The organism is Pseudomonas sp. B16(2017), assembly GCF_002113205.1.
GTDB classification, from domain to species: Bacteria; Pseudomonadota; Gammaproteobacteria; order Pseudomonadales; family Pseudomonadaceae; genus Aquipseudomonas; species Aquipseudomonas pharyngis.
The window spans coordinates 321,151-343,532 of record NZ_NEKA01000003.1 but is presented as its reverse complement, the minus strand read 5'-3'; the positions used below and the strand labels follow the sequence as shown (position 1 = coordinate 343,532).

The window sequence follows — 22,382 nt, the reverse complement described above, 5'->3', positions numbered from 1 at the left end:
TAACTCCAATAGCCGCTCAATCGTCGGAAGTCTTGTGCTTGTACTCGCACAAATCTTCGATCCGACAGCTGCCACAGCGGGGCTTGCGTGCCAGACACACATAGCGTCCGTGAAGAATGAGCCAGTGGTGCGAGTCGAGCAGGTATTCCTTTGGCACGAACTTCATCAGCTTCTTTTCCACCTCGACCACATTTTTTCCCGGTGCAATGCCGGTGCGGTTGCTGACCCGGAAAATGTGGGTGTCAACGGCCATGGTCAACTGTCGGAACGCAGTGTTGAGCACGACATTGGCAGTTTTGCGGCCAACGCCCGGCAAGGCCTCCAGTTCTTCGCGAGTCTGCGGGACTTCGCCATTGTGCAGCTCGACCAGGAGACGACAGGTCTCGATCACGTTTTTGGCCTTGCTGTTATAGAGGCCGATGGTCTTGATGTATTCGGACAGACCTTCAACGCCTAGCGCGTGAATGGCCGCCGGCGTGTTCGCCACCGGGAACAGCTTGGCCGTTGCCTTGTTCACCCCGACATCCGTCGATTGCGCGGACAGAATCACTGCGATCAACAGTTCGAAAGGCGAAGAATAGGCCAGCTCGGTCTTGGGTTCGGGGTTGTCCTCGTGAAACCGGCGGAAGATCTCCAGACGTTTTGCGGCATTCATGGGTGATGCGTTTCCTCGGGTAGGTCGGCAGGGCGAGTCCAGGCCTGACGGGCGGCCAGTAACAGTCCAAGCAATATGAAGGCGCCGGGAGCCAGCGTCGCGAAATGAAGACCGTCGCCGAACAGAAGCAAACCTTGCCAGTGTTCCGACAAATGATGGCCGATGCTGCCCTGACCGATCAGCTCACGCAACATCGCAAGCACAATCATCAGCGCGACAAACAGCCCGCACTGTTTCAGACGTTCACGTACAGGCTGGCGAAAAAATCCATCGTGCTCCAGCACGACGCACTGCAAGCCAATCAACCCGGCATAAAGACTGATCAGTTGATGCCACTGCAGCGCACCGCGTTGCAGAACAATATCGGCGCAGCCCGCCAGGGTTGCGGCCAGCACCAGGCTGACCGGCAACAGGCTCTCGCTGCTCAGGCGCGAGCGCAGCGGTGCCATGCACAAACCGTAAACGCCCACGACAACCGTAAACATCAACAGCGTCGCCAGTGAACCCGCAATGGAGTCGGTGGCTCCGATCAACAGCACCAGCATCATTGAATTCGACAGTGTCGCTGGCGTGTTCATGGCGCGCTCCCGAGCAGGGTCGTCCGGTGTTCATCGAAGTAACGCAGGGCATCGTGGATGGCATTGATCGCCGCACGAGACGTAATGGTGGCGCCCGCGATCTGGTCGAACTGTCCCTGATCCTTTTTCAGAGCCCATCCGCTGTCCGTCGGCTGGCTGCTCGATTTTCCGCTAAAGCGCTGAAGCCAGCTGTTTGGCCAGTCACCGATATGCCCGCCCAGCGACGGCGTTTCGTTTTGCTCAAGGGTTTTCACACCGAGCAATCGGCCGTTGGCGTCGATGGCAATCAGCAACTCGATATTGCCGGCATAACCTTGGGCCTGGCTGCGTAACAGCACTGCCACGGGTTGGCCGCTTTTGCTCGCCCGATAACCGCCCAGCAACTGACTGTGGCTCAGGTGGATGTCGGTCAGCGCCAGAGGTTGTTCAAGCGGCTGATTGTCGTAACTGTCGGCCGGCAGCACGTCCAGCAGCTTGCGACTTTCAAGCAGACGCTGTTCGGCGGCGATCTGCGGCGCATTGCTGCGTTGCATCAACCATGTCACGCCGATTCCCAGCGCGCTGATCAACACCAGTGTGATCAGGCTGCTCGCGCGGTTCATGGTGCCACCTGCGCCTGACGGGCCATGGCGAAACGCTCAAGCGCCGGCACGCACAGGTTCATCAGCAGCACTGCAAACGCCACGCCGTCGGGGTAACCACCCCAGGTGCGAATCACATAAGTCAGCAACCCCACGCCGACGCCGAACAACAGACGGGCGAGCGGGCTTTTTGCCCCCGACACCGGTTCAGTGACGATGAAAAACGCCCCCAGCATGGTCGCGCCGCTCAGCAGGTGAAACAGTGGCGAGCCGTGGGAGTCCGATCCCGAACCGTTCCAGCACAACAGGCTGATCACGAACAGGCTGGCGAGCATGCCGACCGGCGCGTGCCAGCCAAACACCCGACGCTGCAACAGCAACAACCCACCGCCGAGGAACGCCAGGTTCACCCATTCGACGCCGTGCCCGCCAACGCGACCGAACGCCGGATCGCCGGCAAACAGTTCATCCATGGTCAGGCTTTTATTGATGCGCAGACTGTCCAGCGCGGTGGCCTGAACCCAGGCGTCCGGTTGCGCGCCCAGATTGAACACCTGGCCAAAAGCCGCCGTCAGCTCCATGCCGTGGGCCGGCCAGTGGGTCATCGGCTGAGGGAACATCACCATGGCCAAGGCAAAGCCGAGCATGGCCGGATTGAAAGGGTTTCGGCCCACGCCACCGTACAGATGTTTGCCCAGCAGCAGGCCCGAGGCGATCGCCGTGACCGTCAGCCACCACGGGCAATAGGGCGGCAGCGCGATCGCCAGCAGCGTGGCGCTGACCACCGCGCTGCCATCGCTCAAGGTGGACTGCAGCGGTTGCCGGCGCAGATAAGTCACGACAGCTTCAACCCCCAAGGCCGTGACGACGGACAGGATCAGGTTGATCAGCACGCCCCAACCGTAAAACCAGAACAACGCCAGCCATCCCGGCAATGTCGCCAGCAAAACCAGCTTCATTGCCTGTTGCAGGCGCTCGTCTCTGGCTTCAATGGATGACATGGGCTTGTACCTGCCGCTCTGCTTCTTGCAGGCGGGCGCGGGCCTTTTCGAGGATGTCGGCGGGCGTGCCGTCGCGCCGTTGCAGTTTGTTCAGATCGGCGCGAGCGTAGGCCAGTTCGGTTTTCAGCTGACGCAGCTGGTCGTCGATCGGGCGTTTCTCGACACGCACAAGCTCCGGCGCCGGTTGATCGCTGGCGGCTTCGGCGTTGTGCAGCGCCTGTTCGGCGTCACGCAGCGCTTGCTCCAGTAAGGCGATCTCGGCTGGCGGGGCCTCTGCGGTTTGCGCTTTTTTCAGTTCGGCACGGCGCATCGCCAGTTGGATTTTTGCCCGTTTCAGATCGGCGTCCTTCGCCGGGGCGGCTGCTACTGGCGCAGGTGCCGCGTTGCTTTCCAGCTTCGCCAGTGCCTGTTCGGCCGCTTCGAACTGTTGTTGCAGGACGATCAGTTGCGATTGCTGATCGAAGGTCGGCGGATGACCGAAGGCCTTGAGCGACTTGTTCAATTGCGCCCGACTCATGGCCACGTCGATCTTGGCTTTTTTCAGCGCAGCATCGGCGGTCGCGGCTTTTTGTGCACGGACCCGTTCCAGCGCCGCCTGCACCGGATCGAGCGTGGTGGCGACGACTTCGACCTGGGCCGCGCGCTGCGCCCGGGCTTCGCGTTCGGCCTGCTTCTGCTGTTCTTCGCGTTGCAGGCGAGCGTTGCGCCGTTCGAAACGTTGCCGGGCGTGATCGCGTTTCGCCGCGCGGGCCTGCTGTTCTTCAAGGCTGGTGGCCAGGCCACCCACCACCGGCAGCGTGCCCAAAGGCAGCGGGTGCATCTCGATGCAATCGACCGGGCAAGGCGCCACGCACAGATCGCAACCGGTGCATTCATCGATGATCACCGTGTGCATCAGCTTTGCTGCGCCGACGATGGCGTCGATCGGGCAGGCCTGAATGCATTTGGTGCAGCCGATGCATTCGGCTTCGCGGATGTAGGCCACTTGCGGCGGCGCCGAACCGCGACTGGTGTCCAGCTCCAGCACCGGGATTTTCAACAGTTCGGCCAGCGCCGCGATGGTTTCGTCGCCACCCGGCGGGCACTTGTTGATCGGCTCGCCGTCGGCAATGCCTTCAGCGTAGGGTTTGCATCCGGGATGGCCGCACTTGCCGCATTGGGTCTGCGGCAGCAGGGCATCGATGCGTTGAATCAGACTCATGTTTTGATCAGTCCACTGAATCCGAGAAAAGCCACGGCCATCAGTCCGGCGCCGATCAACAGGATCGGCAGGCCACGAAAGGGCAGGGGAATATCGTTGTCGGCTGTGCGTTCGCGCAAATCGTTGAACAGGCTCAACACCAGCCAGAAACCCAAGCCGGCGCCAAGGCTCAGCGCTGTCGCATGCAACAGGCCTTTGTCCGCTTGCGCGTTGAGCAGCGTCAGCCCCAGCACACCGGCATTGCCCAGCAGCAGCGGCCACAAACCATCGAATGGCAGCGCGGGGAGCCAATACGCCAACAGCTTCAGCAACGGCGTGATCAGCAAGATGCTCAACGGCATAAACACAAACAGGCGCAGGAATTCCAGTTGCAACGGCACTAGCAGCCAATGCCAGAGCACGTAACCCGCCACACCGACAAGCAGCATCAGACACAACGTCGCCAGCCCCAGCGCATGCACTTGTCGACGCTCACTGCCCAACAGCGGATCGACGCCCAGCGGCCAGTGCAACACGAAGTTGTTGATCAGCGCAGCACTGAAGAGCGTAAGCACGAGTTCGGTCATGGTTCTGCCGGCAGGAACGGGGCGTGTGTCACTTAAGGTTAGGCATTATCCGGCAGCCGTGGAGGGCGGGCCAGATATGAAAAATCCCACAGGCGCACGGAGCACGCCTGTGGGATCTGTCAGGGCAGAACCTTACTTGATGCGCTGACCCGGCTTGGCGCCGCTGTCCGGGCTCAGCAGGTAGATTTCTTCACCACCAGGGCCGGCTGCCATCACCATGCCTTCGGAGATGCCGAACTTCATTTTCCGTGGCTTGAGGTTGGCGATCATCATGGTCAGGCGGCCGTCGAGCTTCGACGGATCCGGGTAAGCGCTCTTGATCCCGGAGAACACGTTGCGTTGCTCGTCACCGATGTCGAGGGTCAGACGCAGCAGCTTGTCCGCACCTTCAACGTGTTCAGCCTTGACGATCAGCGCCACGCGCAGGTCGACGGCGGCGAAGGTGTCGAAGTCGATTTCCGGCGACAGCGGATCCCTGGCCAGTTCGCCATTGCCGGCAGGCGCGGCGGCGCCGGTGTCGGTCTGGCTGGCGGTCAGGTCTTCTTTCGAGGCGTCGGTCATGGCTTGCACTTTTACCGGGTCGATGCGGGTCATCAACGGTTTGAATTCGTTCAACTGGTGGTTGGCCAGCAGGGTGGTGTGGTCGTTCCAGGTCAGCGGCGCGACGTTGAGGAACGCCTCGGCATCGGCGGCCAGCACTGGCAGCACCGGTTTGATGAAGATCACCAGCTGACGGAACAGGTTGATCGCCGTGGCGCAGACTGCCTGGACTTCATCCTGCTTGCCTTCCTGCTTGTTCAGCGACCATGGCGCCTTGTCGGCGATCCAGGCGTTGGCGCGGTCGGCCAACGCCATGGTTTCGCGCATGGCACGGGCGAAGTCGCGGGCCTCATAGGCGTCGGCGATGCTCGGCGCGGCAGCCAGGAAGGCTTCGGTCAGTTCCGGTGCGGCGTTGGTGTCCACCAGCAGACCGGCGTTGCCCTTCTGGATGAAACCGGCGCAACGGCTGGCGATGTTGACGACTTTGCCGACCAGATCGGAGTTGACCTTCTGCACGAAATCTTCGAGGTTCAGGTCGAGGTCGTCCACGCCACGGCCGAGTTTGGCCGCGTAGTAGTAGCGCAGGTATTCCGGCGACAGGTGATCCAGGTAGGTACGGGCCTTGATGAAGGTGCCGCGGGACTTCGACATCTTCTGACCGTTGACGGTCAGGTAGCCGTGCACGTTGATCCCGGTTGGCTTGCGCAAACCCGCGCCTTCGAGCATCGCCGGCCAGAACAGGGCGTGGAAGTTGACGATGTCCTTGCCGATGAAGTGGTACAGCTCGGCGGTGGAGTCCTTGCCCCAGAACGCGTCGAAGTCCAGCTCCGGCGTGCGGTTGCAGAGGTTCTTGAAGCTGGCCATGTAGCCGATCGGCGCATCCAGCCACACGTAGAAGTACTTGCCCGGCTCGCCCGGGATCTCGAAACCGAAGTACGGCGCATCGCGGGAGATGTCCCACTGTTGCAGGCCGGCGTCCAGCCATTCGGCGATCTTGTTGGCCACGGCGTCCTGCAGGGTGCCGCTGCGGGTCCAGGCCTGGAGCATTTCCTGGAAATCCGGCAGTTTGAAGAAGAAGTGCTGGGAATCCTTGAGCACCGGAGTGGCGCCGGAGATGGCCGACTTCGGATCCTTCAGGTCGGTCGGTGCGTAGGTCGCACCGCATTTTTCGCAGTTGTCGCCGTACTGGTCTTCGGTGCCGCACTTCGGGCAGGTGCCCTTGATGAAGCGGTCGGCCAGGAACATTTTCTTTTCCGGGTCGAAATACTGGGTGATCGAACGTTGGGCGATGTGCCCGGCGTCACGCAGCTTCAGGTAGATCTGGCTCGACAGCTCACGGTTCTCTTCGGCGTGAGTGGAGTGGAAGTTGTCGAAGTCCACCAGGAACTCGGCAAAGTCGGCGCTGTGTTCGGCCTGGACGTTGGCGATCAGTTGTTCCGGGGTGATGCCTTCCTTTTCCGCGCGCAGCATGATCGCCGAACCGTGGGCGTCGTCGGCGCAGACATAAATGCACTGATTGCCGCGATGCTTCTGGAAGCGCACCCACATATCGGTCTGGATGTATTCCAGCATATGGCCAAGGTGGATCGAACCGTTGGCGTAGGGCAGGGCGCTGGTGACGAGAATCTTGCGTGGTTCGGACATGTGGGGCTTCGCTACTTGATGAAACGGAGGTCGGCCACTATAAAGCGCCGGGAAAGATATTTCACCTCTGCAAATCGTTGCCGGGCATGCCGTCCGGAGGACAGAAGGGGTAGGATACCCGCCATCTTTTCCCAGTCTTGTTATCGGAGTTGCCCATGAGTGCCGTCACTCGCGCAGCGGTGGAAGCCGTCCTCAGCCAATACACCGACCCTTACCTGAACCAGGATCCGGTCAGCGCCGGTTGCGTGCGCAACATCGAAATCACCGGCGATCGCGTCAGCGTGCAGCTGGAAATCGGCTATGCCGCCGGTCTGTTCAAGAGCGGCTGGGCGCAATTGCTGCAACTGGCCATCGAAAACCTCGACGGCGTGGTGACTGCGAAGGTCGAGGTCAACAGCGTGATCGCCGCGCACAAGGCCCAGGCGCAGATTCCCGGGCTGGCCAATGTCAAGAACGTGGTCGCCGTTGCGTCGGGCAAGGGCGGGGTGGGCAAATCCACCACCGCCGCCAACCTGGCACTGGCGCTGGCCCGTGAGGGCGCGAAGGTCGGGATTCTCGACGCCGATATCTACGGCCCGAGCCAAGGCATCATGTTCGGCATTCCCGAGGGCACCCGCCCGCAGGTCAAGGATCAGAAATGGTTCGTGCCGCTGCAGGCCCATGGCGTGGAAGTGATGTCGATGGCGTTTCTGACCGACGACAACACGCCGATGGTCTGGCGCGGGCCGATGGTCTCCGGCGCGCTGCTGCAACTGGTCACGCAAACCGCGTGGGGCGACCTGGATTATCTGGTGATCGACATGCCGCCAGGCACCGGCGATATCCAGCTGACCCTGGCGCAGAAAGTCCCGGTGGCTGGCGCCGTGATCGTCACCACACCGCAGGATCTGGCGCTGCTCGACGCGCGCAAGGGCGTGGAAATGTTCCGCAAGGTCAACATCCCCGTGCTGGGCGTGGTGGAAAACATGGCCGTGCACATCTGCTCGAACTGCGGTCATGCCGAGCATCTGTTCGGTGAGGGCGGTGGCGAGAAGCTGGCGACCCAGTTCGGCGTCGAGTTGCTGGCTTCGTTGCCGCTGTCGATGCTGATCCGCGAACAGGCTGATGGCGGCAAACCGACGGTGATTTCCGAGCCGGACAGCCAGATCGCCATGGTCTATCAGGAACTGGCCCGCCACGTCGGCGCGCGGATCGTGCTGCAGGAAGCGGCGTCGCCGGCAATGCCGAACATCACCATCAGCGACGATTGATGGCTGTGGTTTAAACAAAAACGCCCCGGTGCCTGTGCACCGGGGCGTTTTTCATTGCGCGACAGAGGTCAGATGCGCAACCCGCCGTCCATCTCCAGAATCCGGCCGGTGTAGTAGTCGTTCTCGAAGATGTACGCCGCCGAATGGGCGATCTCTTCCGGTTTGCCCATGCGCTTGAGCGGAATGCCCGAGGTCATTTTCTCCAGCGCTTCAGGTTTCATGCCCAGGGTCATCTCGGTTTCGATGAAGCCCGGTGCAATCCCGGCCACGCGAATGCCGTAGCGCGCCAGTTCCTTCGCCCAGGTCACGGTCGCTGCAGCGACGCCGGCCTTGGCGGCGGAGTAGTTGGTCTGGCCGACGTTGCCCGCGCGGGAGATCGACGAGATGTTGATGATCGCGCCGCTGTTCTTCAGCTCGACCATTTTCGCCGCCACTTCACGGGTGCAGAGGAACACGCCGGTCAGGTTGACGTCGATCACCGCCTGCCACTGGGCCAGGCTCATCTTGGTCATCTCGCCGTCCTTGACCTTGAGCAGCAGGCCGTCGCGCAGGATCCCGGCGTTGTTGATCAGACCGTGGATCGCGCCGAAGTCTTCGGCGACCTGGGCGACCATATGCGTCACTTGCTCTTCGTTGGCGACGTTGCACAGGTAGCTGCGCGCCTCGACACCCTTGGCCTTGCAGGCCGCGACCGCGTCATCGAGTTTTTCCTGGTTCAGGTCGACCAGCGCCAGCTTCGCGCCCTTGCCCGCGAAATACTCGGCCATCGAGCGGCCCAAGCCTTGGCAACCGCCAGTGATAATGATTACTTTGTCGTTGAGTTGCATTCGCATGCCCCCGAGAGCAGGTCAGAGTGGTCCTTACAGGTAGCCTCTCGATCTGCACCGGCCAGCAGCCTGTTGCACATGAGAACTGCCCGATGGCGAGTGGGACAAAACCCATGCGCCTGTCCGTTTTGTCGACGGATTCTATTTAAGGAGTCATAAATTGAGCGTTGAAGCGGCTAAGAATGCCCGAGAATTGCTTCTCAAGGAATACCGTGGCGTGCTGTCGACCCACTCCAGATCGATGCCCGGTTTTCCGTTCGGCTCTGTGGTTCCCTACTGCCTGGACGAGCAGGGCCGGCCGCTGATCCTGATCAGCCGTATCGCCCAGCACACCCACAACCTGCAGAAAGATCCGAAATGTTCGCTGCTGGTGGGTGAGCGCGAGGCCGACGATGTGCAAGCCGTTGGTCGCCTGACCTATCTGGCCGAGGCGGAAAAACTCGAAGACGCTGCCGCCATCGAAGCCGCCGCCGAGCGTTACTACCGCTACTTTCCCGACTCGCAGAATTACCACAAGGCCCACGATTTCGACTTCTGGGTGCTCAAGCCGGTACGCCACCGCTATATAGGCGGCTTCGGCGCGATCCATTGGGTCGACCAACTGACACTGGCCAACCCGTTCGCCGGCAAGGCCGAGATCAGCATGGTCGAGCACATGAACAGCGACCACGCCAAGGCCATCGCGCATTACGTGGACCTCGCCGGTCTGCCGAAAACCGTACCGGCGCAACTGGCCGGGATCGACACTGAAGGCATGCACCTGCGCATCGGACAGGCGTTGTACTGGCTACCGTTTCAAACCCCCTGTCATACGCCGATACAAGTGCGCGAGGCCTTGGTTTCTCTGGCTCACGCCGAGGTCTGGCCAAAAAATGCGCTGGCCGACGCTTGAATTCACGAAAGGGCGACGTCATCTAAGGCTTACTGCAAGGCATTTCTTGCGTTGAGGAAACTTTGATGCGCCCTTTTTTGTTGCTCTTTCTGCTGTTCCCGGTGTTGGAGCTGTTCGTATTCGTCAAAGTGGCAGGGGCTATCGGGTTTTTCCCGGCCCTGCTGCTGATCATTCTCGGCTCGATGTTCGGCGTGTTCGTGCTGCGCATCGCCGGGTTGGCCACCGCACTGCGTGCCCGTGAAAGCCTGAACCGCGGCGAACTGCCTGCGCAGACCATGCTCGAAGGCCTGATGCTGGCCCTGGCCGGTGGTCTGTTGATCCTGCCGGGCTTCATCAGCGACGTGGTCGGTCTGGTGCTGCTGTTGCCGTTCAGCCGTCGGCTGGTCGCCAACAAGATGCGCCAGCGCGCCGAAGAACAGGCCATGCGCCAGCGAGCGTTCGCCGATGACCTGCAACCTCGCGGCGGTCCCGCGCCGCGCCAGCCTCTTGGCCGTGAAGGCGACGTGATCGAAGGCGAGTTCGAACACCGCGACAGCAAGTAAATTCTGCATCGACACGGCACCTTCGGGTGCCGTGTTCGTTTATGGCACGAATTCATGCAGCCGCATGAAAATTTTTTGTCTCCAGCCCTTGTAATAAGCTTATGCGCCCTTATGTATCGGTCACCGCAAGGTTCCGGCATATGAGTCGGACAGACTTTCGCGGCTCGCTCGACGAGCCGCAACCGGCGCAGGCCGGATTCGTTAAACCCGCCGGGACTACACCGGCCGATGAAAACCACAATTAGGAGAGATCGACAATGAAGCTTCGTCCTCTGCATGACCGCGTCGTCATCCGTCGCAGCGAAGAAGAAAAGAAAACCGCTGGCGGTATCGTCCTGCCAGGTTCGGCTGCTGAAAAGGCCAACCACGGTGTGATCGTCGCTGCAGGTCCAGGCAAGACTCTGGAAAACGGTGAAGTGCGTGCGCTGGCCGTTAAAGTCGGCGACAAGGTTGTGTTCGGTCCTTACTCCGGCAGCAACACTGTGAAAGTCGACGGCGAAGACCTGCTGGTAATGGCTGAGAACGAGATTCTCGCTGTACTGGAAGGCTGATACCCCGCTCATTTTCCCGCTACTACAAAGTATTTAAGGAATATCGATCATGGCTGCTAAAGAAGTTAAGTTCGGCGATGCCGCTCGCTCCAAGATGCTCAAAGGCGTCAACGTTCTGGCTGACGCGGTAAAAGCGACCCTGGGCCCGAAAGGCCGTAACGTGATCCTCGAGAAGAGCTTCGGCGCTCCGACCATCACCAAGGACGGTGTTTCCGTCGCCAAAGAAATCGAACTCGAAGATCGCTTCGAAAACATGGGCGCGCAGCTGGTCAAAGACGTTGCCTCCCGTGCCAACGATGACGCCGGTGACGGTACTACCACCGCTACCGTTCTGGCTCAGTCGATCGTCAACGAAGGCCTGAAAGCCGTCGCTGCCGGCATGAACCCGATGGACCTGAAGCGCGGTATCGACAAAGCGACCATCGCGATCGTCAAAGAACTGAAAGCCCTGTCCAAGCCATGCGCTGACACCAAGGCCATCGCTCAGGTCGGCACCATCTCCGCCAACTCCGACAACTCCATCGGCGACATCATTGCCGAAGCCATGGAAAAAGTCGGTAAAGAAGGCGTGATCACCGTTGAAGAAGGCTCGGGCCTGGAAAACGAACTGTCGGTTGTAGAAGGCATGCAGTTCGACCGTGGTTACCTGTCCCCGTACTTCGTCAACAAGCCGGACACCATGGTCGCCGAGCTCGACGGCCCGCTGATCCTGCTGGTCGACAAGAAGATCTCGAACATCCGCGAAATGCTGCCAGTGCTGGAAGCCGTAGCCAAAGCCGGCCGTCCACTGCTGATCGTGGCCGAAGACGTTGAAGGCGAAGCCCTGGCGACTCTGGTTGTGAACAACATGCGTGGCATCGTTAAAGTCGCAGCCGTCAAGGCTCCAGGCTTCGGCGACCGTCGCAAGGCCATGCTGCAGGATATCGCCGTTCTGACCGGCGGTACCGTGATCTCCGAAGAGATCGGCCTGAGCCTGGAAAGCACCACCCTGGAACACCTGGGCAACGCCAAGCGCGTCACCCTGTCCAAGGAAAACACCATCATCGTCGACGGTGCTGGCGTTCAAGGCGACATCGAAGCCCGCATCGCTCAGATCCGTGCCCAGGTTGCCGAAACTTCCTCGGACTACGACCGTGAAAAACTGCAAGAGCGTCTGGCCAAGCTGTCCGGCGGCGTTGCAGTGATCAAGGTTGGCGCTGGTTCCGAAGTCGAAATGAAAGAGAAGAAAGCCCGCGTTGAAGACGCCCTGCACGCAACCCGTGCAGCCGTTGAAGAAGGCGTGGTACCTGGCGGTGGCGTTGCGCTGATCCGTGCTCTGGAAGCCCTGACCGAACTGACCGGCGACAACGCTGACCAGAACGTCGGTATCGCTGTGCTGCGTCGCGCTGTTGAAGCGCCGCTGCGTCAGATCGCTGCCAACTCCGGTGACGAGCCAAGCGTAGTCGTCAACGAAGTCAAGAACGGCAAAGGTAACTTCGGTTACAACGCTGCTTCCGGCGAATACGGCGACATGATCGAAATGGGCATCCTGGACCCAACCAAGGTGACCCGTTCGGCTCTGCAAGCTGCAGCCTCCATCGGCGGTCTGATCCTGACCACCGAAGCAGCTGTTGCTGACGCACCGAAGAAAGAAGGTGCAGCTGGCGGCGGTATGCCAGACATGGGCGGCATGGGTGGCATGGGCGGCATGATGTAAGCCAGCCTTACCCCTGTAACGAAAAACCCCGTCTGCGAGAGCAGACGGGGTTTTTTATTGCCCGCGTTTCAGGGTTCAGGCGTTGGCCGGTTGTACCCGAGTCGTGGCCGGGGTCTTGGCTGCCGGGCGATACAGAATCCAGTAATACGAGCCCAGACAGATCAGCCAGCAGAAGATCGCCGTCCAAACGTTATGAGAAAAGAAGTGCGCGCCCTGCATCATCCGGCTGATCGAAAACACCGAACCCAGCGCGAAGGCAAAGATGAATGCCTGGCGTGCCAACCGTGGGCGACGATCACGCAGCACGAAGAACAGCGCAAACAAGGTGAAACCCGTAGCCGCATGACCACCCGGCCAGCAACGACCGGGCTTGTCGGTCGGCGGGCGATGCTCCAGCAGTTTGCTGTAGGTTTCGTGGCCGCCGAATTGTTCGAGACTCCAGGGGCATTGCACCGCTGTCACCGCTTTCACCGGCGTGACGAAAGAGGTGGCCAGACCCAGCGACAACACCAGGCAGCCCAGCTCACGCTTGAACGGTTTGAGCCGCTCGATGAAAAACGCGCCGATGAACCCGAGGATGGCAAACACCGAAAAGGCGATCACCACTTGTTTGGCGCGGTCGTGGAGGATGTCTTCGAGAAAATAACTGTGCCGGCCAATGAAGTCACCGGCCGCCGGGTCATAGAAAAGCCGGGCCAGATCCATGTCCAGATCGGTCAGCTCCAGCAACACCAGAATGACGGCCGCCACGGCGGGAATCCCCAGGCACAACCAGAAATTCAGTGGGCGAGGGGCAGGGCGTACAACGCTTGATGACATGACATATCCAGAGCGGGAAACGCCCCGGGGCATCAGCCCGGGGCGCTTCGATTAACGTTCGCTGACTTGCTCGGCGCCCTCCCTGGGCGCTTTCCAGCCAAGCAGCTGTTGCTTGAAGCCATAACTGGCCGTTTGGTAATAGGTGATGGCGCGGCTGATCAGCGGGTCGTCGCTGCCGGCCCTGGACTCGCGACTTTCGGTCAGCGCATCGTCATGCCGGCGCAGGCCCTGGCGCGGGCTGAGAATCGCCAGATCCTTCCCATCGAACAGTCCCAGATGTTGATAGTTGCCGACCACGACTCGCGGTGGCAGCGGGTTGTCCTGCAGCAGGTTGCGACCGAAGAACGTCGATTGGTAATCCAGGTTCAGCAACCCCAGCAGGGTTGGCGCTAGATCGATCTGGCTGGCCAGTTGCGCGTTTTCCCGTGGTTCGATCAGCTTCGGTGCATAGATGAACAGCGGGATCTGGTAGTTGCTGATCGGCAAGTCTTCCTTGCCCGCGCTGCCGGCGGTGTGATCGGCTACAAAGATGAAGATCGTATTGTCGAACCACGGTTTCTGTCGCGCCTGCTCCAGGAACTGGCCGATGGCGTAGTCGGTGTATTTCACCGCGCCATCGCGACCGTTGCCGGACTTGATGTCGATCCGATTGTCCGGATAGGTGTAAGGGCGGTGGTTGGAGGTGGTCATCAGTTGCAACAGGAAAGGCTGCTGCCTGGCGTAATCGGCATCGGCCAGCTTCAGGGTCTGCTTGTACAGATCCTCGTCGGCCATGCCCCAGGCATTCTTGAAGTGAATTTCCGATTCATCGACGCTGCTCTGATCGACGACGCGGTAGCCGTTGCCGCTGAAGAACGCGTTCATGTTGTCGAAATAACCGCGTCCGCCGTAGACGAACACGCTGTCGTAGCCGACGGCGCTGAGCTGCTGGCCGAGGCTGGCGAAGCCGCTTTCGCGGCCGATGCGCTTGACGATCGAACGGCCGGGCGTCGGCGGAATGGCCAGCGTGATGGCTTCCAGGCCCCGATCAGTGCGGGTGCCGGTGGCGTAGAAATTGTTGAAGTACAGACTCTGCTTGCGCAAGGCATCCAGATTCGGTGTCAGGTTGCGCTCATCGCCGTTGCTGCCCAGGTACTTGGCACTCAGGCTTTCGATGGTGACCAGTACGATGTTCGGTTTACGCACGGTGCCAGGATTGTCGATCACTCGGCGGATGTCCTGTGGATCCTGGCCGATGAAGCGCGCGTTGGGTTCGCTCAATTCAGCACGTATCTGGCCGGCGACTTTTTCCGGCGACAGACTGCTGTAGAACTGGCCATAGTCCAGTTCGTTGTTACGGAACGCGGCGAAGAACTGATACGGGCCATTGCTCGCCAGTTCATTCTGATAGGCATTGCCGCCCTGAGCGCGCGGCGCGTCCTGACTGAGCAGTTGCAGGCTCAGTCCCGCCACCACCAACAGACCGAGGGCATTGAGCAGGCGACCGCGCAGTGGCGGCAACGGGGCGTCCAGCGCCGCGTTGAAAGGTTTGCGCAACGCGAAACTCAATGCGACGGCGAGCAGCGCAAGAATGCTCAGCAACGTGCCGATCGGGTAGGACTCCAGCACGTTATTCAAGACTTCATCGGAGTACACCAGATAGTCGACGGCGATGAAGTTGAAGCGCACACCGAACTCGTCCCAGAACAGCCATTCGGCCACGGAGGTGAACAGCATGGCGAACAGACTGACGGTCAACAGTCCCTGAAGGAACCAGCGATGACCGCGCCGGCGCCACAAGGCCGGCGGACACAGCAGTAAATACAGGCCCATCGGCAGCGCGGCATAGGTGAGAAAGCCCAGGTCATACAGCAAGCCGATGCCGAACATGGAAAGCGCGACGCCGCCGGCCTCATCCAGATGAGTCAGCAACAGCACGGTTCGGGTCAGGAGAAACACCACCAGCCAGGCGCCGGTGACCAGCAGCAGAAAGCGCACAGGCGCTGTCTTGAAGAAGTCCATTGTCTACATTCCTTATATCTAATGGCGCGAGAGTCTCGCGTTGTCACTGTAGTCAGGTTGTGAACCGATAGTGAAAAACTTGTTAACGAATGAATTTGGTTGAAAGACTGGATTTGTGCTGCTTGCCGCCCTAGCCGTGAGTCGGCGATGGCCGTAAGCTGCGCGGGCCAAGACGGCCGCTACCGTGTACGGAGGAGGTGCCCATGCGAATTCTATTGGTCGAAGACAACCGCGATATCCTGGCCAATCTGGCCGATTACCTGGGGCTCAAAGGCTACACCGTCGATTGCGCCCAGGACGGTCTGTCGGGGCTGCATCTGGCCGCCACCGAGCATTACGACCTGATCGTGCTCGACATCATGCTGCCGGGGATCGACGGCTACACCCTGTGCAAGCGCCTGCGCGAAGACGCCCGTCGTGATACGCCGGTGATCATGCTCACCGCCCGCGATCAGCTCGATGACCGCTTGCAGGGCTTCAAGTCCGGTGCCGACGATTATCTGGTCAAGCCGTTCGCGCTGTCGGAACTGGCGGCCCGGGTCGAAGCCGTGATGCGCCGCACCCAGGGCGGCGGCCGTCGTGCCCTGCAGGTCGGCGATCTGAGCTACGACCTCGATACCCTCGAAGTGACCCGCGAAGGCAAATTGCTCAAGCTCAACCCGGTCGGCCTGAAACTGCTGGCGGTGCTGATGCAAAAGAGCCCGCATGTCCTGCGTCGGGAAATTCTCGAAGAAGCGCTGTGGGGCGATGACTGCCCGGACAGCGACAGCCTGCGCAGCCATGTTCACCAATTGCGCCAGGTGATCGACAAACCATTCTCCAAGCCATTGCTGCACACCGTGCATGGCGTGGGTTACCGCTTGGCCGAGGGCCGCGATGGAGTTTAAGCAAAGCCTTGCCCAGCGGATCATCATCGCCTTTGCGCTGATGAGCGCGCTGGTAGCCGGGGCGTTTGCCATGGGCATCGTCGCGACCGTGCACCTGGTCGAGGAAAAACTGATTTCCGCCGGGCTGGGCGGCGACCTGCAACGCCTGCTGTTGATGGACAACGTCTCGGACTGGAGCCATCGACCAGAACCGGATCAGTTGTTTTATTTCAGTGGCGGGCCGGGGGATTTCGAGCTGCCCAAGGACCTGCGACACCTGGATTCAGGTTTCCATGAAGTCTTTCGCGAGCAGCTGTCGTATCACGCAATGGTCGAGATCGTTGATGGTCGGCGTTATGTGCTGCTGCAGGATCAAAGCGATTTTGAAGAGCGCGAGCGCGTATTGTTCGCCGTGGTGCTGGTGGGCTTCGTGCTCAGTCTGGCACTGGCGGTGTTCCTCGGCTGGGTGCTGGCCCGCAAGGTGATGGCCCCGGTGGTGCGGCTGGCCCGCCAGGTACGTCATCGCGATCAGTTGCTCGGACTGGCGCCTCCGCTGGCGCCCGACTACGCGGCGGACGAGGTGGGCGAGCTTGCGGTGGCGTTCGACGCGACACTTGGGCGATTGCGTCAGGCACTGACGCGGGAACGCTTGTTTACCAGCGACGTCAGCCATGAGTTGCGTACACCGCTCATGGTGCTGGCCAGCTCCTGTGAACTGCTGCTGGAAAACCCGGGTATCGATCAGCGCGGCAAGGCTCAGGTTCAGCGCATCGCGCGCGCCAGTGAGGAAATGCGCGAACTGGTGCAGACCTTCCTGATGCTGGCACGGGCCCAACGTGAAGACGCCGGCGCAGCGCCCCAGCAAAGCCTCTCGCAAGTGGCTGACAGTTTGCTGTGCCTGTGGCGAGAGCCCATCGAATCCAAGGGCTTGCAGCTGATTTTCGAACCGGGCAATCCGCCCGACACCCGTTACAACGCGACACTGCTCAATGCCGTGATGGGCAACTTGCTGCGCAACGCCTTGCACTACACCGAGCAGGGGTTCATTCGCTTGACCCTCAATGCCAACGGTTTTGTGGTCGAGGATTCGGGCGTCGGCATTCCCGAGGAAAAGCGCGAGGCGATGTTCCAGCCTTTTGTGCGCGGCAACGAAAAACGCGGAGAAGGGCTGGGATTGGGTCTGTCACTGGTTCAACGCATCTGCGAGAACCAGGGCTGGAGTGTCACTTTGAGCACGATGGAGCCTAATGGCTGCCGTTTCGAGGTGGATCTGGGCAAGCGCTGAAAGCTGCGCATCTGACACGAGAGTGCCTCCAACCTGTCTAAATCCTGTATAACCTTGAAATAGTTTGCCGGTTTACATGACGTTTTTTTCACAAAGGGATGACCTGACGCTGACACGCCGCTGCTTAAGGTGACGTCATCAGTAATTTCAGGAGTCCTGGTGATGGCCGGCCCGATCAAGCTCGATTTTTCCGAAAAATACGACGACAACCATGCGCAGAAGTACCTGCGTAAACATCAGGACGGTCTGGGGCGTCGTTTGTCCAATTGGCGAGATCAGCAGTTGGCCCGCAAGGCGTTGACCCTTGTTGGCGAGCCGGGCCTGGTGCTGGACCTGCCATGCGGTGCTGGACGTTTCTGGCCACTGCTGGCGGAAAAACCCAATCGGGTGATCATCGGAGCGGACAACTCCGAGTCGATGATCAAGACCGCCATGCAGGCACAACCGGCGGATGTGGTGAAACGGGTACAACCCTTGCACACATCTGCGTTCGACATTGCCTTGCCTGATAACGCCGTCGACAGCATTTTTTGCATGCGACTGCTGCATCACATCGGCGAAGCCGAGCACCGCCGGGCGATTCTGCGCGAGTTCGAGCGTGTCACCCGGGACAGCGTAATCATTTCGCTGTGGGTGGACGGCAATTTCAAGGCCTGGAAACGCAAGCGCGCCGAGCGCAAGCGTGGGCAGGAAGGTTACCAGAATCGATTTGTGTTACCGGCCGCAACGGTTGAAAAGGAATTCGAAGAAGCAGGATTCCGGATCCAGGAACAACTGGACTTTATTCCGCTCTATGCCATGTGGCGAGTCTACGTATTACGCAAGAGGTAAGAGGATGGCAGTGCAATTTGCAGCAGAAGCGGAAGTCGCTCCCGAGGATCGCTTCGACTACTACTGGAACCAGCGCGGTGAGTGGGTGGAAGAACCCAATGTGCGTCGTGGTGGCGAAAGTGGTGTGCAGCGGGTGGTGGGGCGCGATGGTCAACTGCTGTATGCCAAGCGCCAGACCGGACATATCTATCGCAGCTGGCGGCACCCGTTCGGGCGGCCTACCGTGTTGCGTGAACTGGATGCGCTGACCGGGGTTTCCCGTCTCGGGGTTCGTGTTCCTGAAATCGTGTTCTGTGGTGCGCAGCCCGATCCGAAATTCAATTGGCGCGCGCTGTTGGTGACCAAATCCCTCGATGGCTTTCAGGAGTTTGAGCAATGGAAGGCCGCCGGCGGTCGTGAGCAATATGGCGAAGCCGTCTATGAACGCGTGCTCAAGGACCTCGCCGAAAACCTGGCGCGCATGCACAAGGGCCGTTGGCAGCACAGCTGCATCTACATCAAGCACGTGTTCGTGCGGGTGACGGGCGCAGGTGAATCGGCCAAGGTCGAAGTCGCTCTGATCGATCTGGAAAAATGCCGTCAGCGTCTGACCGCTCATCGCGCGGCCGCCCATGACATGAAGCAACTGCGTCGCCACTCGTCGTTCAGCGCTACGGACTGGAAAAAACTCGTCTACTTTTATGAGACGGCGTTTGGCAGCGCTATCAAAGGTTTATAGCGATGAAACTAGAAATTGCACGAGGTTTGTTTCTGGTAGGAGCCTTGGCAGTTGCATCATTGGCGGTGGCGGCCTGGGAACAGCCACGCATGCAGGTCATTGGCGCATCGGCCAGTGATCCGCATTGCCCGATGCCTCGGGTGGCGAAAGCCGCCGTGGCCACACAACCCGATCATGATCTATTGCTGTTCATGTTCGGACTTTCTCAAGGGATGAGGCCGCAGAGTTGAATCGTTCGATTAGAGCCAAAGGCCTCGCCAATGCGAGGCCTTTTTTATTGCGTCATGGCTTGTTTTACTGCGTCATGCCTTGGGATCGGGTTTCGCCAGCACGGTGTAAACACACGGCAGGACAAACAGCGTAAACAGCGTCCCGATCGACATCCCGGTTGCAATCACCGTCCCTATGTCGAAGCGGCTGACCGCACCGGCGCCGGTGGCCACGATCAGCGGCACCATGCCGAACACCATCGCCGCCGTGGTCATCAACACCGGGCGCAGACGAATAGCCGCTGCTTCCTCCACCGCCTCGCGGGGTGTCAGGCCCTTCTCCTTGCGCAGCTGGTTGGCGAACTCGACGATCAGGATCCCGTGCTTACTGATCAGCCCGATCAGCGTCACCAGCCCGACCTGGGTGTAGATGTTCATGCTCGACCAGCCGAGGAACAGCGGAATCAGCGCCCCGCAGATCGACAGCGGCACGGTCACCAGAATCACCAATGGATCGCGGAAGCTTTCGAACTGCGCCGCCAGCACCAGGAAAATGATCGCCAGCGCTAACGCGAAGGTCACCCACAGCGCGCTGCCTTCCTGGACGAACTGCCGCGATGCGCCGCCGTAATCGAAAGCAAAACCGGCCGGGGCTTCTTCCCGGGCGATCTGCAACACGCTGTCGATGGCTTCCCCCATGCTCACCAGCGGGAACCCGGACAGCTTGGCCGCGTTGAGTTGCTGGAACTGGTTGAGTTGCCGCGGTCGCGCGCGGTCAGTGACGGTGATCAGGGTCGACAGCGGCAGCAGTTCGCCCTGGGTGTTTTTCACGTAGTAATTGTTCAGCCAGTCCGGGTTATCGCGGTAGGCCCGTTCGACCTGGGCGATGACCTTGTAGCTGCGGCCTTCGATGGTGAACCGGTTGATTTCCGCCTCGCCCAGCAAAGTCGCCAGCGTACCGCCCAGATCCTGCATCGACACACCCATCTGCGCAGCCTTCGCGCGGTCGATGTCGACCACCACTTCGGGTTTGTCGAAAGCCAGATCAAGGTCGACGAAGGCGAACTTGCCCGACTCCATGGCGCGCTTCTTGATCCGGTCGGCCACTTGCAGCAACAGCTCGTAGTCGTTGGCGGTGTTGATCACAAACTCGAACGGCAGGCCCTCACCGGTGCCGGGCAGGGATGGCAGGTTGAAACCGAAGATCTGCAGGCCCGGAATGCCCTCGAGTTTGCTCTGTACCTCGGGGAGGATTTCCATTTGCGTGCGGCTACGCTCGTTCCAGGGCTTGAGCAGGAAGCCGCCGATGCCGCTCTGCACGCCGTTATAACCGTTGATCTGGAACGATGAGTAGTACTCCGGGAACTCCTTGAAGATCTTGATGAACTCGTCGGTGTAGGTGTTCAGGTAATCGAGGTTGGTCGGCTGCGGGGCGTTGGCCATCATGAAAATGATGCCCTGGTCCTCGTCCGGCGCCAGTTCCGACTTGGTGAACTTGAGCAGCACCGGAATCAGGCACAGCACGATCACCGCAAACACCAGTACCACCGGCCGGGTATTGAGCGTGCCGTGCAGCATGCTCTGATAGCGCCGCTTGAGGCTGTCGAAAATCCGGTCGAGGCGGTGGGCCAGGCCCGTGGGGTTTTCATCGTGGCGCAGCAGCATGGCGCACATCATCGGTGACAGGGTCAGCGCGACGACGCCGGAGATCACCACCGCCCCGGCCAGGGTCAACGCAAACTCCTTGAACAGCGCCCCGGTCAGTCCGGTCAGGAAGCCGATTGGTGCGTACACCGCCGCGAGGGTGATGGTCATCGACACCACCGGCATGGCGATTTCCCGGGCGCCTTCAAGCGCGGCGTCCAGCGGTGTCTTGCCTTCCTCGATGTGCCGGTGAATGTTTTCCACCACCACAATCGCGTCGTCCACCACCAGCCCGATGGCCAGCACCATTGCCAGCAGGGTCAGCAGGTTGATCGAGTAGCCCATCATCTGCATGAAGAACATCACGCCGATCATCGATAGCGGAATGGTCACCACCGGAATCACTACCGAACGCAGGGCGCCGAGGAACAGGAACACCACCACGATCACGATCAGCACCGCCTCGAACAGGGTTTTCACCACTTCGTCGATGGACGCCTGGATGAACAGCGTGGCGTCGTAGGCGATTTCGCTCTTGAGGTTGGGCGGCAGCTGGGCTTCCAGCTCCGGCATGATCTTGCGTACTTCCTTGATCACTTCCAGCGGGTTGGCCCCGGGCGTGGCCTTGATCCCGATGTATACCGAGGGCGTACCGCCGAATGAACTGATCGAGTTGTAGTTCTCCGCGCCCATCTCGACCCGCGCCACATCGCTGAGCAGCACCCGGCTGTCGCCGCTGACCTTGAGCGGAATCTTGCCGAAGGCTTCGGCGGACTTCAGTTCGGTGTTGGCGTTGATGCTGGTGACCACGTACTCGCCTTTCACTTCGCCGGCGGCGGAGAGGAAGTTGTACTGGCGCACCGCATTGGTCACGTCGCTGGCACTGAGGCCGAAGCCGGCGAGTTTCACCGGGTCGATCCACAGGCGCATGGCGAACACCTGGTTGCCGAGAATCTCCGCTTCGGCCATGCCCGGCAGGGTCGCCAGTTTCGGCTGGATCACCCGCGACAGGTAGTCGGTGATCTGCGGGTTGTTCAGCTCCTTGCTGAAGAAGCTGATGTACATCAGTGCCGAGGCGTCGGCGGCTTCCTTGCTCAGCACCGGATCTTCGGCGTCCTGGGGCAGTTTGTTCTTCACCTCGTTGGCCTTGGCCAGCAATTCGGTGAACAAACGGTCGCTGTTGGAGCCGATGCGTGCGTAGATCGAAATCACCGAGAAGTTCTGGCGACTGACCGAGGTCATGTAGTCGATGCCTTCGGCGCTGGCCAGGCTCTGTTGCATCGGCTGGGTGATGTAGCCCTGGATGGTTTCGGCGTTGGCCCCGGGGTACGCGGTGGTCACCGTGATCAGGGCGTTTTCCATTTGTGGGTACTGGCGCAGCGGCAGTTTGCTCCAGGCCTGGAAGCCCAGCAGCACAATCAGCAGGCTGACCACGGTGGCGAGCACCGGGCGGCGGATGAACGGATCAGTAAAAGCCATGGGGTT

21 protein-coding genes are annotated in these 22,382 nt (G+C 60.4%); 10 read left to right on the top strand and 11 right to left on the bottom strand.

From position 1 onward, the window contains the following. Positions 1-16: 16 nt before the first annotated feature. From nth to metG, 7 genes are all read right to left on the bottom strand, one after another. Positions 17-655, bottom strand: a complete 639-nt coding sequence (gene nth, locus CAG25_RS06860; RefSeq protein ID WP_039765852.1) for an endonuclease III — start codon at positions 653-655, stop codon at positions 17-19. Continuing rightward, positions 652-1,233, bottom strand: coding sequence for an Rnf-Nqr domain containing protein (locus CAG25_RS06855; RefSeq protein WP_085610867.1), 582 nt, complete (start codon positions 1,231-1,233; stop codon positions 652-654). The genes nth and CAG25_RS06855 overlap by 4 nt, the downstream gene beginning before the upstream one ends. Further along, positions 1,230-1,835: an RnfABCDGE type electron transport complex subunit G gene (locus CAG25_RS06850; protein WP_085610866.1), complete on the bottom strand. Its 606-nt coding sequence runs from the start codon at positions 1,833-1,835 to the stop codon at positions 1,230-1,232. Before CAG25_RS06850 ends, CAG25_RS06855 begins: the two co-directional genes overlap by 4 nt. After that, on the bottom strand, positions 1,832-2,815 hold the full coding sequence (locus CAG25_RS06845; protein WP_085610865.1) for an RnfABCDGE type electron transport complex subunit D: 984 nt from the start codon (positions 2,813-2,815) through the stop codon (positions 1,832-1,834). The genes CAG25_RS06850 and CAG25_RS06845 overlap by 4 nt, the downstream gene beginning before the upstream one ends. After that, positions 2,802-4,016 (bottom strand): electron transport complex subunit RsxB, encoded by a 1,215-nt coding sequence (gene rsxB, locus CAG25_RS06840; protein WP_085610864.1) that lies wholly within the window; start codon positions 4,014-4,016, stop codon positions 2,802-2,804. The genes CAG25_RS06845 and rsxB overlap by 14 nt, the downstream gene beginning before the upstream one ends. Beyond that, complete coding sequence (locus CAG25_RS06835) at positions 4,013-4,582, bottom strand: electron transport complex protein RnfA (protein WP_085610863.1); 570 nt, start codon at positions 4,580-4,582, stop codon at positions 4,013-4,015. Before CAG25_RS06835 ends, rsxB begins: the two co-directional genes overlap by 4 nt. A gap of 132 nt (positions 4,583-4,714) precedes the next feature. Then, the gene (gene metG / locus CAG25_RS06830) at positions 4,715-6,766 is read right to left on the bottom strand and encodes a methionine--tRNA ligase (RefSeq protein WP_085610862.1); all 2,052 of its coding nucleotides are present in this window, start codon (positions 6,764-6,766) and stop codon (positions 4,715-4,717) included. 155 nt (positions 6,767-6,921) lie between these two features. Here metG and apbC point away from each other — a divergent pair, with 155 nt between their 5' ends. Continuing rightward, on the top strand, positions 6,922-8,016 hold the full coding sequence (apbC, locus tag CAG25_RS06825; RefSeq protein ID WP_064383825.1) for an iron-sulfur cluster carrier protein ApbC: 1,095 nt from the start codon (positions 6,922-6,924) through the stop codon (positions 8,014-8,016). Positions 8,017-8,084: 68 nt separating this feature from the next. Here apbC and CAG25_RS06820 read toward each other — a convergent pair whose 3' ends face one another. Next, positions 8,085-8,843: an SDR family oxidoreductase gene (locus tag CAG25_RS06820; RefSeq protein WP_011335726.1), complete on the bottom strand. Its 759-nt coding sequence runs from the start codon at positions 8,841-8,843 to the stop codon at positions 8,085-8,087. 160 nt (positions 8,844-9,003) lie between these two features. Here CAG25_RS06820 and CAG25_RS06815 point away from each other — a divergent pair, with 160 nt between their 5' ends. The 4 genes from CAG25_RS06815 (at position 9,004) to groL (ending at position 12,524) form a co-directional block, all read left to right on the top strand. Continuing rightward, on the top strand, positions 9,004-9,735 hold the full coding sequence (locus CAG25_RS06815; protein ID WP_085610861.1) for a HugZ family protein: 732 nt from the start codon (positions 9,004-9,006) through the stop codon (positions 9,733-9,735). 65 nt (positions 9,736-9,800) lie between these two features. Beyond that, positions 9,801-10,277, top strand: coding sequence for an FxsA family protein (locus CAG25_RS06810; RefSeq protein WP_085610860.1), 477 nt, complete (start codon positions 9,801-9,803; stop codon positions 10,275-10,277). Between the two features lie 257 nt (positions 10,278-10,534). Then, a complete protein-coding gene (locus CAG25_RS06805; RefSeq protein ID WP_003227685.1) occupies positions 10,535-10,828 on the top strand; it encodes a co-chaperone GroES in 294 nt (97 codons plus the stop codon). Positions 10,829-10,877: 49 nt separating this feature from the next. Continuing rightward, positions 10,878-12,524, top strand: coding sequence for a chaperonin GroEL (gene groL, locus CAG25_RS06800; protein ID WP_039765873.1), 1,647 nt, complete (start codon positions 10,878-10,880; stop codon positions 12,522-12,524). 75 nt (positions 12,525-12,599) lie between these two features. On the opposite strand, the gene CAG25_RS06795 is transcribed toward groL, so the two are convergent. After that, positions 12,600-13,343 carry a phosphatase PAP2 family protein gene (locus CAG25_RS06795; RefSeq protein ID WP_085610859.1) on the bottom strand — a complete coding sequence of 248 codons (744 nt, stop codon included), beginning with the start codon at positions 13,341-13,343 and terminating at the stop codon, positions 12,600-12,602. 51 nt (positions 13,344-13,394) lie between these two features. Further along, the gene (locus CAG25_RS06790; RefSeq protein ID WP_085610858.1) at positions 13,395-15,344 is read right to left on the bottom strand and encodes an LTA synthase family protein; all 1,950 of its coding nucleotides are present in this window, start codon (positions 15,342-15,344) and stop codon (positions 13,395-13,397) included. Between the two features lie 203 nt (positions 15,345-15,547). Here CAG25_RS06790 and colR point away from each other — a divergent pair, with 203 nt between their 5' ends. The 5 genes from colR to CAG25_RS06765 all read left to right on the top strand — a co-directional run bounded on the left by colR (position 15,548) and on the right by CAG25_RS06765 (position 19,274). After that, a complete protein-coding gene (colR, locus tag CAG25_RS06785) occupies positions 15,548-16,231 on the top strand; it encodes a two-component system response regulator ColR (RefSeq protein WP_085610857.1) in 684 nt (227 codons plus the stop codon). Continuing rightward, positions 16,221-17,495: a HAMP domain-containing sensor histidine kinase gene (locus tag CAG25_RS06780; protein ID WP_064599121.1), complete on the top strand. Its 1,275-nt coding sequence runs from the start codon at positions 16,221-16,223 to the stop codon at positions 17,493-17,495. Before colR ends, CAG25_RS06780 begins: the two co-directional genes overlap by 11 nt. A gap of 162 nt (positions 17,496-17,657) precedes the next feature. Continuing rightward, on the top strand, positions 17,658-18,326 hold the full coding sequence (locus CAG25_RS06775) for a class I SAM-dependent methyltransferase (protein WP_011335719.1): 669 nt from the start codon (positions 17,658-17,660) through the stop codon (positions 18,324-18,326). Positions 18,327-18,330: 4 nt separating this feature from the next. Continuing rightward, on the top strand, positions 18,331-19,044 hold the full coding sequence (locus CAG25_RS06770; RefSeq protein ID WP_064599119.1) for a lipopolysaccharide kinase InaA family protein: 714 nt from the start codon (positions 18,331-18,333) through the stop codon (positions 19,042-19,044). 2 nt (positions 19,045-19,046) lie between these two features. Beyond that, positions 19,047-19,274 (top strand): hypothetical protein, encoded by a 228-nt coding sequence (locus CAG25_RS06765; protein ID WP_011335717.1) that lies wholly within the window; start codon positions 19,047-19,049, stop codon positions 19,272-19,274. A gap of 72 nt (positions 19,275-19,346) precedes the next feature. Here CAG25_RS06765 and CAG25_RS06760 read toward each other — a convergent pair whose 3' ends face one another. Continuing rightward, positions 19,347-22,376, bottom strand: a complete 3,030-nt coding sequence (locus CAG25_RS06760) for a multidrug efflux RND transporter permease subunit (RefSeq protein ID WP_085610856.1) — start codon at positions 22,374-22,376, stop codon at positions 19,347-19,349. Positions 22,377-22,382: the final 6 nt, after the last annotated feature.